We start from the raw sequence: 16,163 nt of genomic DNA on the forward strand, positions 1-16,163 counted from the left end.
GAGTGCGTCTTTTGTTCATTGTGTGTCATTACGATAGCGTATCGCGCCAGTTTTGTAGATCTTGATGTTCCACTTTCGTAATCTTTCCTTCATCCAATAAGTATTGAATCAATTGATCAAAGTTTGCGAGTGTTTCATATCGACTATTAACAGCTTCAAATGCCTCATCTGCTTTTTTTAAACCGTAACTGAAAATCGCGAGTACTTTCACGACCGTTGCCCCTACTGCTTCAATCGCACGGATTGTTTCAATCACAGACCCTCCCGTTGAAATTAAATCTTCAATAACGACAATCCGATCGCCAGGTTTAATCACACCTTCAATCTGATTTTCTTTGCCATGTTTTTTGGCTGAACCGCGCACATAACTCATCGGTAAGTCAAGCTCTGAGCTTAACCAGGCCGCATGCGGAATACCTGCGGTGGCACAACCTGATATCCCGTCTAGTTCTTCTTTTATATCAACCAGTTTATTCATAAAGCCTGTTGTAATTAATTTTCTTACCTCTGGATAACTCATCGTTAGCCGGTTGTCACAATAGATGGGTGATTTGATACCTGATGTCCACGTAAAAGAGCGATCTGGTTTAATTTGAACCGCATCGATGTCAAGTAAGTGTTTAATGATTCGTTGTTCATATGTCACGATTGACTGCCTCCCATGCTTTTAAATATTGCTGTCTTGGATTTTCGCTCTGAGTAATACTCCGGCCTATAACTAAATAATCCGCGCCGTTCTTTTTTGCCAGTTCAGGTGTAGCAATCCGTTGTTGGTCATTGACGTTTGTATCTGTTAGTCGAATACCAGGTGTCACAGTTAGAAATTCTTGACCAAAACGTGCTTTAATTTTTGGGACTTCAAGTGCCGAACAAACAACACCATCAGCCCCGTTTTGTTTAGCAAGGGCGGCAAGGTCAATAACAGTCTCATCCACAGTTTGATTGAGCTTTAATTCGTCGCGTAGTGTTTGGTCGTTATGAGAAGTTAAAATCGTCACCGCAATTAAATCAGCGACATTACTCGTACTGCCTTCAATTAACCCTTCTTTGGCCCGCTTGATCATTTCTGCTGAACCGAGCGCATGAACATTCGTCATTTGGACATCTAATTTGGCAATATTTTTCATCGCTTTATAAACAGTCGTCGGAATATCATGAAGTTTTAAATCCAGAAACACGTCTTGATTTCTTGCTCGTAAACGTTTAATAACGTCCGGTCCTTCTCTGTAAAATAACTCCATCCCCACTTTTACCGGTACATCTGTTAATTGATGCTTGATTAAAAATTGATCCGCCGTTTGAAAATCCTCAAAATCAAGTGCTAAATAGATTGGTTTACGCATCAACATGCCCCTTTCCTATCGCATCAGTCACCGAATCAAATCCATACTTATTTAATACGAACGGTAAGTCATCGATGATGTCTGAACAAACGAGCGGGTTTTCAAAATTTGCTGTTCCTACCGCAACAGCACTCGCTCCTGCGAGTAAAAATTCTAACACATCTTCAGCACTTCTTATGCCGCCCATCCCAATGATCGGGATATTAACGGCTTCATAAACGTGATAAATCATCCGAATCGCCACTGGTTTAATGGCTGGTCCACTTAAACCACCGACACCGTTATTAAGCAGTGGACGACGTTTCTTTAAATCAATCGCCATACCCGTTAGTGTATTAATCATCGTCAGCCCGTCAGCACCCGCAACTTCAACTGCTTTAGCAATAGCGACGATATCCGTTACATTCGGTGATAACTTGACATAGACCGGGACGTTTGCTGCTTGTTTTACCCGTCTAGTCACTTCTGCCGCAATTTCTGGGTCCGTTCCAAACTGAACGCCCCCCTCTTTCACATTAGGACATGAAATATTTAGTTCAATCGCCGCGATGTTACTTCGTCTAAGGGCTGTTGCTACTTGTTCATATTCTTCAATAGTACTGCCAGCAACATTGGCAATAACGGGTACATCAAATGAAGCTAAAAATGGCAGCTCTTGATCAATGATTGTTTCAACACCTGGATTTTGCAGGCCAATCGCATTCAACATGCCTGACTTGGTCTCTGCTACGCGCGGCGTATCATTACCGAGACGTTTGTGCAGTGTTGCAGCTTTAACCATAATCGATCCCAGTTTACTTAAGTCATAAAACTGACTGTATTCTTTTCCAAAACTAAAACAACCAGATGCAGGCATAATCGGGTTCTTTAATGCTAATCCTGGTAAATCAACCTTTAATAGACTCATAACTGCACCTCACTTGCTTTAAATACGGGTCCGTCTTGACAGACTTTTTTTGTTGATGCACCGTCTGTCGTCTTTACGACACAAGCATAACACGCACCAATCCCGCAACCCATGCGTTCTTCAAGTGACAAGTAACCAGGCGTGTCTGATAGTTTCGTCTCAACCGCTTGAAGCATCAGGGTTGGGCCACAACTAAAATAGTAATCACCTGAAAGATCTGCTGTATCAATAACATCTGTCACAAAGCCATGTGTGCCACTGGAACCGTCATTGGTCGCCACATACACGTCTCCAAGTGTTTTGAAAGCCTCCTCATAAAAGACATCACTAGCGGATTGAAATCCGAGGACACTGGTCACTTTAATCCCTTTTTGGACGAGCTGTTTCCCGAGATAATAAAGTGGTGGAACACCAATCCCCCCACCAATCAATAACACGTGACTTGCCTCAATCTCATCAATCGGATAGCCGTTGCCACAAGGGATTAATAAATCAATCAGATCGCCAGCAGTTAGTGTCTGAAGTTGCTTAGTCCCTTGACCAAACACTTTAAAAATAAGCGTCATCGTTTCATTTTCAAAGTCTAAGTCACAAATCGAGATGGGGCGACGGAGCATATGCTCCGTCCCTTCTCCTACTTTAATATGGACAAATTGACCCGGTTTAATTGTCTGTAATAGATCTATCTCAACGTGAATAACACATTGATACGTTGCTTGTGCGATCTTTTCCATTGACATTACGCGTGTCTCTAACTTTTTCATTAACGAATGACCTCCTGATTAACAACCATGGGACGTGCTTGGAACGTTGTTTGATCGATCACATTAAGAATAGCCCGGGCTGTATCTAGACTAGTGAGAGAAGCAATCCCATGCTCAACTGCTGCTCGTCTGATTTTAAAGCCGTCACTAAGTGGTTTATTCCCAGACGTCAGTGTATTAACAACAAAGTGGACCGCATTCTTTTCAACCAGCGTTAAGACATTTTCTTTGTCAGAACCTATCTTATCTACAGCTGTTGCCACCACACCGTGATCGGATAAATGTTGAGCTGTTCCAGCAGTCGCATAAATATCAAAACCGAGTTGTTGGAACCCGCGAGCAATCGCTGTTGCTTCTGTTTTATCTTTATCTGCGACGGTAAATAAGACAGCCCCTTCAAATGGGATCTCAATACCCGAGGCGACAAGACCTTTAAATAACGCCTTGGCTAGCGTTTTATCACGCCCAATCGCTTCACCGGTTGATTTCATTTCTGGTCCTAAGATTGTATCAACACTTTTAAGTTTCTGGAAGCTAAAGACCGGAACCTTAACAGAGACATGATCGGCTTCTTCCAGTAAACCTTCTTCAAACCCAAGACTCTTTAACGCTTCACCCATGATGGCACGTGTTGCCAGATTGGCCATCGTCACGTCTGTAATTTTACTTAAGAATGGAATTGTCCGGCTCGCGCGCGGGTTTACTTCAAGCACGTACACATCATTCTGGTGAACAACAAACTGAATATTGATCAGACCTTTAATCTTTAAGGCTTTAGCAATCTTAATCGTTGTGTCAATGATTTGTTGTTTTATTGCTTTACTTAAGCGCTGGGTAGGGTACACCGCAATCGAATCACCTGAGTGCACACCCGCGCGTTCAATATGTTCCATAATCCCTGGAATAATTGTCGTATCACCATCACTGATCGCATCCACCTCAACTTCAATCCCAGTTAAATATTTATCTATCAGCACAGGGTGTTTACGTTTTATATGCGTGGTTTTTTCTAAGTAGTGGGCTAGCTCCTCGTCGTTATAGACGATTTCCATTTGACTACCGCCGATCACATAAGAAGGTCTAACCAGTACCGGGTAACCGATGCGATTCGCAACTACTTTTGCTTCAGCAAGTGCCTTCACACTCTCACCTTGCGGCTGTGGAATCGATAAGCTCGTCAACAGTTGCTCAAACTTATCACGGTCTTCTGCGCGGTCAATCGCTTCGAGGTCAGTACCAAGAATCGTCACCCCTCGTCTTGTTAGCCCATCAGCTAAGTTAATCGCGGTCTGTCCGCCAAACTGGACAATCACACCTACTGGTTGTTCCAGCTCAACAACATGCATAACATCTTCTAAGGTTAGTGGTTCAAAATACAATTTATCTGATACACTAAAGTCAGTTGATACCGTTTCTGGGTTTGAATTCATAATAATTGCCTCGTAGCCCATTTCTTTTAAGGCAAGGACAGAGTGGACGGTCGCATAATCAAACTCAATCCCTTGTCCAATCCGAATCGGTCCTGAGCCAATGACGATAACTTTGTCTCGCTTAGACACGCATGATTCTTGTTCTTCCTCGTAGCTCGAGTAGAAGTACGGTGTACTTGATTCAAATTCTGCCGCACACGTATCAACCATTTTATAAACCGGCTTAATATTGTGTTCCATCCGCATGTTGTAGATATCATCTTCTGACACCATCGTAATCCGTTCCAGTTGACGGTCAGAAAAGCCCAACTTTTTGGCCTGTTCTAAAGACTCAAGTGTGAGTGATTCATGTAATAATACATGTTCAAACGCAATAATTTTATTGATTTTCGTTAAAAAGAACCAATCAATTTTGGTTAGTTCAAATAACTGTTCGACGCTGTAATCCCGGCGCATCAGTTCAGCTAGTATGAAGATACGTCGGTCATCTGCTTTCACTACTTGTTCGACTAAGTCATCATCGGCTAAATCAACACATTCTGGCAAGTAAAAATCATCATCATTAAAGTCAAGTGAACGAATGCCTTTTAAGAAGGACTCTTCAAAGGTCCGACCAATCGCCATGACTTCCCCTGTTGCTTTCATTTGGGTACCGAGGGTTCGGTTACCGGATGTGAATTTATCAAATGGGAAACGTGGGAACTTAGTAACGACATAGTCAAGCGCTGGTTCAAAGGCGCTGTAAGTTGTTTCAGTCACTGGATTTTTAATTTCATCAAGGGTTAAACCGATGGCGATTTTCGCCGCAATCTTCGCAATCGGATACCCGGTTGCTTTTGAAGCAAGCGCACTTGAACGACTAACACGTGGATTCACTTCAATGATGTAATATTGGAAACTATCTGGGTCAAGGGCAAGTTGCACATTACAGCCTCCCTCAATCTCTAAAGCACGAATAATCTTAAGCGAGGCATTTCGTAACAGTTGATACTCGCGGTCACTTAGTGTTTGTGACGGGGCAACAACGATCGAATCTCCAGTATGAATCCCAACCGGATCAATATTTTCCATATTACATACAACAATCGCTTGATCATTTTTATCACGCATCACTTCATATTCTATTTCTTTAAATCCAGCAATATTGCGTTCAATTAAGCATTGATTCACCGGCGAATACTGTAAGCCGCTTCTGGTAATCTCACGAAGGTCTTGTTCGTTATAACACATCCCCCCGCCCGAACCACCGAGTGTATATGCAGGTCTAACAATAAGCGGATAACCAATCTCACCTGCAAAGGCAAGTGCTTCATCAACCGAATTAACAATTTCACTTTCCGGTACCGGTTCATTTAAATCATGCATTAACTGGCGAAACTTTTCACGGTCTTCCGCTAGTTGAATCGCATCTAGACTTGTCCCAAGCATCTCAGTTGGGTATTTTTCTAATATCCCGCTATTTTCTAGCGCAATCGCTAAGTTTAATCCCGTTTGCCCACCGAGGGTCGGTAAAATGGCATCAGGACGCTCTTTTTGAATAATCTTTGATAAATATTCTACTGTTAACGGTTCCATATAAACCGTATCCGCAACCGTATGGTCGGTCATAATTGTTGCTGGGTTAGAGTTCGCTAGCACAACCGTATAGCCTTCTTCTCTTAATGCTTGACAGGCTTGTGTGCCTGAGTAATCGAATTCTGCTGCTTGACCAATAATAATCGGTCCGGAACCAATAACGAGAATCTTATTAATATTTGTACGTTTTGGCATTAGAGCGCCTCCTTGTTGAGTCGTTTTGCGGCTTCAATATTGGCCATAAATTGATCAAATAAGTAACCCGTATCTTCAGGTCCTGGTGAACTCTCTGGATGATACTGCACACAGAACGTCGGGTGCGTTTTATGCCTAACCCCTTCAACCGAATCATCATTGATTGCAATGTGGGTCAGTTCTAGGTCTGTTTCCGCTAGCGAAGAACGTTTAACCGCATACCCGTGATTTTGAGAAGTCATATGCGTTTTACCGATCGTTAAGTCTTTTACCGGGTGGTTTGATCCCCGATGACCGAAACGCATTTTTTCTGTATCGGCTCCTGCTGCGAGTGAGATTAATTGGTGACCGAGACAAATCCCGAACACAGGTACTTCTTTCATGATGGATTTGATCATATCAATCGCTACCGGCACATCTTTTGGGTCTCCGGGTCCATTCGTTAACATAATGCCTTCTGGCTTTAACATTAAAATTTGTTCAGCGGTATAGTCATATGGCACCACTGTCACATGACAGTTTCGTTTCGTTAAATCTCGTAAAATACCATGCTTCATTCCAAAATCTACTAACACCACGCGGTGGCCTCTTCCGGGGACAACATAAGGATTTTTCGTTGAAACACGACTGACTTGGTCAGTCATCGTTTTAGAAAAGGTTGGGACATTATTATTTATCTGACCAGCTTCAGTCAAAACGGCTCGCATCGTGCCGTGCTTACGAATGATTTTTGTCAATTTTCTTGTATCAATGCCACTAATAGCGGGAATCTTTTTTTGTTTAAGAAAGTCGTCCAATGTCTCTTCATTTCTAAAGTTTGACGGCGCATCGCACATTTCTTTAACGACAAAGCCAAACACTGAAGGATCAATTGATTCAAAATCGTCACGATTAATACCGTAGTTTCCTATCAATGGATACGTCATTGTGACGATTTGACCACAATAAGACGGATCAGATATAATTTCTTGATAGCCAGTCATCCCTGTATTAAAGACAATTTCTCCTTCTTTTTGGTGTGAATCCCCGTAAGCATCCCCCGTAAACACCGTACCGTCTTCTAATATAAGTTGTCGTTTCATTTTGTTTCCCCCTTATAGACAAGTTCACCATCAACAATCGTCATCGCCACTTCCCCCGTCACCTTTTGGTGATTAAATGGTGTGTTTTTCCCTTTTGATATAAAGGTTGTTTTATCAATCATTGTTTCTGCTTCTAAATTAAGTAAGACTAGATCTGCTGGTTTGTTAATCTCAAGTTTCCCTTGGGCCATACCAAACACCTCACTTGGCTTAACTGTAAGGTAATCAATGAGGTCCGCTAAGGTCATCACACCCGGCTTAACAAAGTGGGTATATAAAACTGGAAAGGCTGTCTCTAGACCGACAATCCCAAATGGTGCCGTTTCAATGGGTTGATTCTTTTCATCTTCATGGTGCGGCGCGTGATCGGTGGCGATAAAATCAAGCGTGCCATCTAATAAGCCTTGAAGTAATGCCTCACGGTCTGCTTTCGCACGAAGCGGTGGATTCATTTTAAAGTTTGTATCACGCGATGTCATGTCATCCTCTGAAAGAATCAAATGATGCGGTGATACTTCGGCGGTCACATGAATACCAGCCCGTTTAGCATCTCTGATCACCCGGACACTTTCCTTTGTTGAGACGTGACAAACATGGTAGTGACAGTTGGCTTTTTCAGCTAGTAAAACGTCACGCGCAATTTGGGTTGCTTCGCAAATCGAAGGAATGCCATTCACACCTAAACGAGCGGCGACGTCACCATCATGGACACAGCCGCCATGAATGAGAGAATTATCTTCACAATGAGCGACAATCGCTTTATTGTTTTTGGCTGCTTGTTTCATTGCTTCATACATATCACCCGCTGTTTGAACCCCAACACCATCGTCAGAGAATTGAAAGGCACCTGCTTCTGTTAAAGCATCAAAATTAACGAGTGCTTCCCCTTTTAATCCATTCGTAATTGATGCATATGGATAAACTTTAACGATGGCGTCTGTTTTAATTTTATCTTGAACGACTTTGAGAGAAGCAACATCACTTGGCACTGGATTTGTATTAGGCATCGCACAAATTGTCGTATAGCCGCCTTTTGCGGCTGCTTTTGTGCCTGTTTCAATTGTTTCTTTATGTTCTCCGCCCGGTTCTCTTAAGTGAACATGGACATCAATAAAGCCAGGTGCAACGACTTGTCCACTTGCATCAATCACCGTATCCGTTTCAGACGGGACGATTCTATTCCCGATTTGGTCGATGATGCCATCAACCACCAAGATATCGATCGTTTGTTCTAAATCATTAGCTGTATAGGCGTTCTGGATAAGTAAAGTCATGTTTAATTTCCCCCTTTTTTAACTGTTGTTGAAACAAAACCATTTCAATAACTGCCATTCGGCTGTAGACACCATTGGTCATCTGTTTAAATATTCTGGATTTTTCAGCTTCAACGAGTGTATCATCAATCTCTACGCCGCGGTTCACTGGTGCTGGATGCATGACAATCGCGGTTTGTTTTAAACGCTGATAACGTTCAACCGTTAAGCCATAACGATTTAAATATTCGGCTTTATTTAATGTTTCTTTATTATCATGTCGTTCAAGTTGAATCCGCAACAACATCATCACATCACTATCCTCTATCGCCTCATCAAGCTCAAGATAAGGAAAATCGAGTGTCTCATCGCGGTAGCTTGCTTTAGCTGATAGTCTCACCTCTGCGCCTAAGGTCGAAAGGGCAATCGCATTTGAACGCGCCACGCGTGAGTGAAGGATATCACCGACAATCGTTACTTTTAAGCCTTCAAATGAACCAAATTCTTGATACATCGTATAAAGGTCTAAAAGTGATTGAGTTGGATGCTCTCCCTTACCATCTCCGCCGTTAATTACAGGGATATCGAGTTGATCCGCAAGTTCTTGTACCATATTTTCTTTTGGGTGACGAATGACAATGGCCTTAGCACCGATGGCCGCAAATGTTTTTGCCGTGTCGTAAACCGTTTCTCCTTTTAAAGTACTTGAAGATTCAACGTGAAAGTCTAAGACGTTTAGTCCGAGTTTTTTTTCAGCTACTTCAAAACTCATTTTTGTGCGTGTACTCGGTTCATAAAATAAATTCGCAATAAACATTTCATCTTGATTAAAGTTCGGTTTTGTTTGACCCGTTTCAATCGCTTCAATTCTTTTTAATAACCCAAGTAATTGGTCTTTTGTCATTGTTTTCATCGATACAAAATCTTTCATTCATTCGTCACCCTTTCATGAATTATGACTAACTATGTTAATCAAAAGGCTAGCCGAAGCTAGCCTTTACACATCTTGATCTATGTCTGTGTCACCAAACATTTTACCGTTGCCATAGGCTGCTTCTTTACCCGGTAAAATTAAGTTCAGTACCACACCAATAAAGGCAGCTAGCGCCATTCCTTCGACTTTAAAGTCAAGGTCTCCAAGTGAAAATTGAACCATCGCGCCACCAATCCCAATCACAAGGATGACCGATGAGATGATCAGGTTACGGTTATTACCTAAATCCACTTGATTATCAACCAACATTCTTAAGCCACTTGAGGCGATAATCCCAAATAAAAGAATTGATACCCCTCCCATGACGGGGCTCGGAATAGATGAAATCACATCTGAAATAATGCCAATGAATCCAAAAATAATCGCAAGCACTGCCGCTCCGCCGACAACAAAGACACTAAAAATCCTTGTAATCGCAAGCACACCGATGTTTTCACCGTATGTCGTGTTCGGAGGTCCCCCTAAAACAGAGGCGATCATCGTCGCCACCCCGTCGCCTAAAATAGAGCGGTGTAAACCAGGTTCTTTTAAGAAGTTTCGTCCAACTACTTTTGACAGAACCATCTGGTCACCGATATGTTCAGCAATCGTGACAAGTGCGACTGGTACCATTATCGCCATGATATTTAAATTTAGGACATCAAGCGGTTGATAGTGAACAAACGGGATGACAAAGTCCGGGGCGACAAATATCGCACTTAAGAATTCTGAGAATGAGCCGGCTTCAATAATCCGAGTAAAGCTTGCTTCAATTGCTGAAGTATCAACAATCCCTTGAATCATTGCGTAAGTATAACCGACAATGATACCAATAAGAATCGGAATGAGCCCAAAGAAGCCTCTAAAAAAGAGTGAACCAACAATCGTAACGACAAGGGTGAGAATAGCGACTGAAAAATGGGTCGCACTATACTCGCCTTGAACATTCATCGCCATATTGACAGCCGTTGGCGCAAGTCCTAAACCGATGACAATAATAACAGGACCGACGACAACCGGTGGTAAAGCTCTCATAATCCAATCAATACCGAATGAAGCAATGAGAAGCGCAACGAGACCATACAAGAGACCAGCCACAAAACTCCCCATCATCGCGCCTTCTATTCCGCCCCCTACCGCTCTGGCTGAAATAATCGGGGATATAAAGGCAAAACTTGAACCTAAGTATGCTGGAATGCGGCCTTTAGTAATCAGTAAGTAACTCAAAGTCCCTGTCCCACTTGAAATGAGGGCAACTGATGCGGGTAATTCGGTTAAAAACGGCACGAGCACAGTGGCGCCAAACATTGCGAATAAGTGCTGTAAACTTAACATAAACCATTTTGATTTTTTCGGAACGTCTCTGACGTCCATGACCATATCTAATCTTTCCATAGAAATGACTTCCTCCTTTTAATCTCTCTTTTGTTTGGTTTAACTCTTTTTAGGCATTAAAAAAACCTCTTTACGACGCTTGAACGTCATAAAGAGGTAGACGTGTCCATTTAGGTACACGTGTCCTATTTACAACCTTCGAAGCCTCTCTGGACTTACATTAAAGGTTTGTGCTTATTTTTCATTAATGTTTACTAAATCGATATTGTCATGCTCTTTTAATTGGACCGTCACAATCTCTTCTTGTGCAGTGGGAATATTTTTCCCAATGTAATCAGCACGAATTGGTAATTCACGGTGACCACGATCGACGAGCACGGCCAACTGTATTTGAGCAGGACGTCCAAGGTCAACGAGAGCATCCATGGCTGCTCTAACAGTACGACCCGTAAATAGTACATCATCAATGAGAATCACTTTTTTACCATCAATATTCGTCTCAATCGTCGCATTATTGACTTGTGGTGTTGATGTTTTTGATACATGAGTTAAATCATCCCGGTATAGGGTAATATCAATCTCACCGATAGGTACCTCTACTCCTTCAATGTGGTTGATTTTCGCTTTTAGCCTTTCACTAAGCGGAACTCCTCGTGTTTTTATGCCGATTAAAACGAGGTCATCAACCCCTTTGTTGCGTTCAAGTATTTCATGAGCAATACGTGTGAGGGCACGATTGATGGCCGCTTCATCTAGTATTTGTGCTTTTTCTTTCATCTGTTTATCGCTCCCCTCAAACTTCCTTTAGTCGACCTATAATCAAAAAATCCCTTTTCTCCGCGCGCAGAGAAAAGGGATTAGTCAGATATGCTAATCATACAATCGGCCTTTTCAGTCTCACGGGACTGTCTTTAAAGGTGTTATTTAATTCTGTTTTCATTATGCCCGACATCCCCTTTAAAGTCAATAGCTTTGACGGAGGTTTTCTAATGTGTCGGTGAAAATCTTTGGTGGTGCAGCAGTAAATGTTAACCACTCGTTCGTTGTTGGATGATGAAAACCAATCTCCTGAGCATGCAGGGCCTGACCTTTGGTATCAATGGATTTACGATGGCCATATTTCGGGTCACCGACGAGTGGGAAACCGATGTAACGCATATGCACCCGAATTTGATGGGTACGTCCTGTTTCAAGGACACACTTAATCACCGTATACTGCTGACCAATTCGTTCAAGTACTTCAAAGTGCGTCACTGCTTCTTTTCCACCAGTAACAACCGTCATCTTCTGACGGTCTTTGGTATCACGGCCAATTGGTGCGTCAATTGTCCCGTATTCATGTGGGATATCCCCATGAACTAAAGCCACATATGAACGTTTTACCGTCTTATCTTTTAATTGCCCGGCCAATGATTGATGAGCGTGGTCGTTTTTTGCGACCATGAGTAAACCACTGGTATCCTTATCAATTCGGTGAACAATACCAGGACGGATCACATCGTGAATCCCAGATAAATCTTTGATATGAAACATTAACGCATTGACGAGTGTTCCATTAGGGTGGCCAGGTGACGGATGGACGACCATTCCTTTTGGTTTATTGACAACGACAACATCATCGTCTTCATAGACGATCTCTAAGGGAATATTTTCTGGTTGAATATCTAATTCCTCAGGTTGTTTTTCTTCTAACACTATTTGATCTTCAGGTTGGACTTTGTAATTTGCTTTAACTGTTTTCTCATTGACGGTGACATAGCCTTCTTTAATCCATGTTTGGATTTGGGCTCTGGATAAATCTTCTCGCTTTTCAGTTAAATACTTATCAAGCCGCTGACTTTTCTCTACTTCTAAAACTTTATACGTTTCACTCATGCTTTTTTATCCTTTCTAACTTCCTCGAATAGGGTGGCAATACCGATTAAAATCACACCGACGACAAGACTAGAGTCAGCAACATTAAAAATCGGGTAATCATAGCTAAAAATATACACATCAACAAAATCAACGACTTCTTGAAATCTCACGCGGTCAATTAAATTTCCAATCGCACCGCCTAAGACAAGTCCTAAACTAATACCTAACAAACGATTTGTTTTCGCATAGTGCTCAATGTAATAAATAATAATCCCAACGACAATGAGGGTGATAATATAAAAGAACCACATTTGTCCTTGTAAAATCCCCCAAGCTGCACCGGGATTACGGTGTGATGTTAAGTAAAAGACATTATCAATAACAGGAATACTTTCACCAATTGTCATATTTTCAATCACTAAATATTTCGTCCACTGATCAATCACAATCATGACCACAGCAATCACATAATACACAGATTTTCCCCACTTTCTTTTTTACTCTTGTTCGATTTTACCACACTTTGCGGCTTTTTTCTTCTTTTAAAAAAAGAAACGTCTTTACTTGAGTCGGCATCACTTAAGTTGACGACTCAAACAGACGTTTCTTTTTAGCATGGCTTATTTATTCTACATTTTGATAATGTTCATCAACAATAGTTGCACAGCGTTCACATAATGTTTCATAAGTTGCTACTGTACCGACCGTATCATCCGCTACCCAACAGCGTTCACATTTATCTGCATCATATTTTTCTACCGCAACATCGACATACTCATAACCTTTACCAAAGTCAGTCGTTGCCACAAGGTCAACTTTTGATACGATGAATAGTTGATCGAGACGATCGATCTCTTCAAGGACTGATTGGGTCAGGTCATCTTTTGCTTTTACGGTAATTTTCGCTTCAAGCGATTTACCAATGACTTTCTCCGCACGTGCTTCTTCTAATGCTTTTAGAATATCATCACGTACGACTAAGAAATGATCCCACTTCTTAAGTAAGTCCGCTTCCCCGCCAATTTCACGCACTTTTGGCATATCCGTTAACTGGACATGACTCGCTTCTGTTTGAGGGATATATTGCCATACTTCTTCTGCTGTATGCGTCAAGATTGGCGCAATAAGTTTTGTGATTGACACAACTGTTTCATAATACACGGTTTGAATCGCACGACGGCGCTTACTATCAGCTGCTTCGATATAAAGAATATCTTTCGCAAAATCAAGATAGAAAGCACTCAGTTCTTTAGAAACAAACTGATGCACCCGGTTATAAACTTTTTGGAAGTCATACGCATTATATGCTTCGGTTACTTTTTTAATCAGTTGTTGTAATTTAATCAACATGTAGCGGTCAACTTCATGTAAATCTTGTTCTGCTACTGTATCTTTACTTGGATCAAAATCACTGATATTACCAAGCAAGAAACGGAACGTGTTACGGATTTTACGATAGCCTTCTGACGTTTGTTTAATGATATCATCAGACACACGCACATCGGCTTGATAATCCACTGACGCTACCCACAGACGTAAAATATCAGCGCCGTACTGTTTCATAATTTTTGATGGTAAGACAACGTTACCGATTGACTTACTCATCTTACGCCCTTGACCGTCAAGCGCAAACCCGTGGCTTAAGACTGACTCATATGGGGACTGACCACTCACCGCAACCGCTGTTGACAGTGATGAGTTAAACCAACCACGGTATTGGTCTGAACCTTCAAGGTAAAGGTCTGCTGGACGACGTAAGTCTGAACGTTCTTCAAGCACGCCTTCATGTGATGAACCAGAGTCAAACCACACATCCATGATGTCCATTTCTTTGGTGAATACACCATTGGGACTATGATCCGAAGTGAAACCGGCTGGTAATAAATCTTTTGCTTCACGTTCAAACCATACATTTGAGCCATGTGCTTTGAAGAGTTCCGCGACGTGATTAATCGTCTCATCAGTAATAATGGGTGTTTGGTCCTCACCATAAAAGACAGGAATCGGTACACCCCAAATACGTTGACGAGAAATACACCAATCTTCACGGTCACGCACCATATTATAAAGACGTGTTTCACCCCATTTTGGAATCCAGTTCACCCGGTTGATTTCCGAGAGAATATCGTCTCTAAAGTCTTTAATCGACGCAAACCATTGATTTGTTGCACGGTAGATGACCGGCTTTTTCGTCCGCCAATCATGTGGATAGGAGTGTGTAATAAAGCTTAGCTTCTTCAGTGCACCCGCTTCATCTAATTTTTCTGTGACTAATTTATTTGCTTGGTCATAGAACAGTCCTTCAAATCCAGGTGCTTCCTCAGTAAACACACCTTTATCATTGACTGGACATAAGACGTCAAGGCCATATCTTTTACCAACGATAAAGTCATCTTCACCGTGTCCAGGCGCCGTATGAACAAGACCCGTTCCACCATCCGTTGTCACATGCTCACCCAAAATGATTAACGAATCACGGTCATACAGTGGGTGTTTTGCCACTAAGTTCTCAGCCGCTTGTCCTTTAAATGTTTGAACAATCTCATAATCGGTCCATTCTAACTCATCTTTTACGGTCTCAAGTAATTCTTCAGCGACGATGATTTTTTCATCGTTCACACGAACAACAACATAATTTAAGTCTGCATGCAGCGCAATCGCTAAGTTAGACGGAATCGTCCATGGTGTTGTCGTCCAGATTAAGAACTGTTCATCGCCTTTTAACAAATCACCGCCATCTTTTACGTTAAAAGCAACATAAATAGAAGCTGAACGCTTATCTTGATATTCAATTTCTGCTTCAGCTAATGCTGATTCTGATGATGGTGACCAGTAAACAGGCTTTAGGCCTTTATAGATATAACCCTTTTTCGCCATATCACCAAACACTTTAATTTGAGCTGCTTCATAATTCTTATCTAATGTGACATAAGGATTGTCCCAATCTCCGCGGACACCTAGTTGTTTAAATTGCGTCCGTTGATTATCGACTTGTTTCATCGCATAAGCGGCACATTTTTCGCGGAATTCAGCCGCCGTTAATTTTTTACGATCCACTTTTTTCTTTTGTAGCGCATTTTCAATCGGTAAACCGTGTGTATCCCAGCCTGGTACATACGGAGCGTTATAACCTGTCATTGATTTAAATTTCACGATAAAATCTTTTAAGACTTTATTTAAGGCATGTCCCATGTGTAAGTCACCGTTTGCATACGGGGGTCCATCATGTAAAACAAACAAAGGACGATCTTTCGTGCGAGCTTGCACTTGTTCATATAGCTCTGCTTGGTCCCATTCTTCCTGCATTTTTGGCTCTTTATTTGGTAAGTTGCCTCGCATTGGAAAGGCAGTTTTTGGCATGAGTAACGTCTTTTTATACTCCATTGTTCATCCTCCTTAAAATTGTAAATAAAAAAAGTCCTCCTATCCCAAAAAGGGACGAGGAGAAC

At 41.8% G+C, this 16,163-nt stretch carries 13 protein-coding genes and 1 other annotated feature (1 of these 14 only partly in view); all 13 genes read right to left on the reverse strand.

Annotated features, from left to right (window positions below; genetic code table 11):
- Window positions 1–28: 28 nt before the first annotated feature.
- The gene (pyrE, locus tag BM098_RS01985) at window positions 29–646 is read right to left on the reverse strand and encodes an orotate phosphoribosyltransferase (protein ID WP_089829844.1); all 618 of its coding nucleotides are present in this window, start codon (window positions 644–646) and stop codon (window positions 29–31) included.
- A complete protein-coding gene (pyrF, locus tag BM098_RS01990; protein ID WP_089829848.1) occupies window positions 636–1,343 on the reverse strand; it encodes an orotidine-5'-phosphate decarboxylase in 708 nt (235 codons plus the stop codon). The genes pyrE and pyrF overlap by 11 nt, the downstream gene beginning before the upstream one ends.
- Entirely contained in the window at window positions 1,336–2,250 is a 915-nt protein-coding gene (locus tag BM098_RS01995; protein WP_089829850.1) for a dihydroorotate dehydrogenase, read from the reverse strand. Before BM098_RS01995 ends, pyrF begins: the two co-directional genes overlap by 8 nt.
- A complete protein-coding gene (locus tag BM098_RS02000; protein WP_089829851.1) occupies window positions 2,247–3,014 on the reverse strand; it encodes a dihydroorotate dehydrogenase electron transfer subunit in 768 nt (255 codons plus the stop codon). Before BM098_RS02000 ends, BM098_RS01995 begins: the two co-directional genes overlap by 4 nt.
- The gene (gene carB / locus BM098_RS02005; protein WP_089829856.1) at window positions 3,014–6,214 is read right to left on the reverse strand and encodes a carbamoyl-phosphate synthase large subunit; all 3,201 of its coding nucleotides are present in this window, start codon (window positions 6,212–6,214) and stop codon (window positions 3,014–3,016) included. The genes BM098_RS02000 and carB overlap by 1 nt, the downstream gene beginning before the upstream one ends.
- The gene (locus tag BM098_RS02010; RefSeq protein WP_089829857.1) at window positions 6,214–7,296 is read right to left on the reverse strand and encodes a carbamoyl phosphate synthase small subunit; all 1,083 of its coding nucleotides are present in this window, start codon (window positions 7,294–7,296) and stop codon (window positions 6,214–6,216) included. Before BM098_RS02010 ends, carB begins: the two co-directional genes overlap by 1 nt.
- On the reverse strand, window positions 7,293–8,570 hold the full coding sequence (locus BM098_RS02015) for a dihydroorotase (protein ID WP_089829861.1): 1,278 nt from the start codon (window positions 8,568–8,570) through the stop codon (window positions 7,293–7,295). Before BM098_RS02015 ends, BM098_RS02010 begins: the two co-directional genes overlap by 4 nt.
- Window positions 8,536–9,480 (reverse strand): aspartate carbamoyltransferase catalytic subunit, encoded by a 945-nt coding sequence (locus BM098_RS02020; RefSeq protein WP_089829863.1) that lies wholly within the window; start codon window positions 9,478–9,480, stop codon window positions 8,536–8,538. The genes BM098_RS02015 and BM098_RS02020 overlap by 35 nt, the downstream gene beginning before the upstream one ends.
- A 66-nt stretch (window positions 9,481–9,546) precedes the next feature.
- On the reverse strand, window positions 9,547–10,917 hold the full coding sequence (locus BM098_RS02025; RefSeq protein ID WP_089829865.1) for a solute carrier family 23 protein: 1,371 nt from the start codon (window positions 10,915–10,917) through the stop codon (window positions 9,547–9,549).
- 174 nt (window positions 10,918–11,091) lie between these two features.
- Complete coding sequence (pyrR, locus tag BM098_RS02030) at window positions 11,092–11,634, reverse strand: bifunctional pyr operon transcriptional regulator/uracil phosphoribosyltransferase PyrR (protein ID WP_089829867.1); 543 nt, start codon at window positions 11,632–11,634, stop codon at window positions 11,092–11,094.
- A 186-nt stretch (window positions 11,635–11,820) separates the two neighbouring features.
- Window positions 11,821–12,732, reverse strand: a complete 912-nt coding sequence (locus BM098_RS02035) for an RluA family pseudouridine synthase (RefSeq protein WP_089829869.1) — start codon at window positions 12,730–12,732, stop codon at window positions 11,821–11,823.
- A complete protein-coding gene (gene lspA, locus BM098_RS02040) occupies window positions 12,729–13,190 on the reverse strand; it encodes a signal peptidase II (RefSeq protein ID WP_261766415.1) in 462 nt (153 codons plus the stop codon). Before lspA ends, BM098_RS02035 begins: the two co-directional genes overlap by 4 nt.
- Before the next feature lie 148 nt (window positions 13,191–13,338).
- Window positions 13,339–16,098, reverse strand: coding sequence for an isoleucine--tRNA ligase (ileS, locus tag BM098_RS02045; RefSeq protein ID WP_089829871.1), 2,760 nt, complete (start codon window positions 16,096–16,098; stop codon window positions 13,339–13,341).
- A gap of 47 nt (window positions 16,099–16,145) precedes the next feature.
- Window positions 16,146–16,163, reverse strand: a binding site (T-box leader); it runs 195 nt beyond the window's last position.

Origin of the sequence: Halolactibacillus halophilus (assembly GCF_900115605.1) — a bacterium.
GTDB classification, from domain to species: Bacteria; Bacillota; Bacilli; order Bacillales; family Amphibacillaceae; genus Halolactibacillus; species Halolactibacillus halophilus.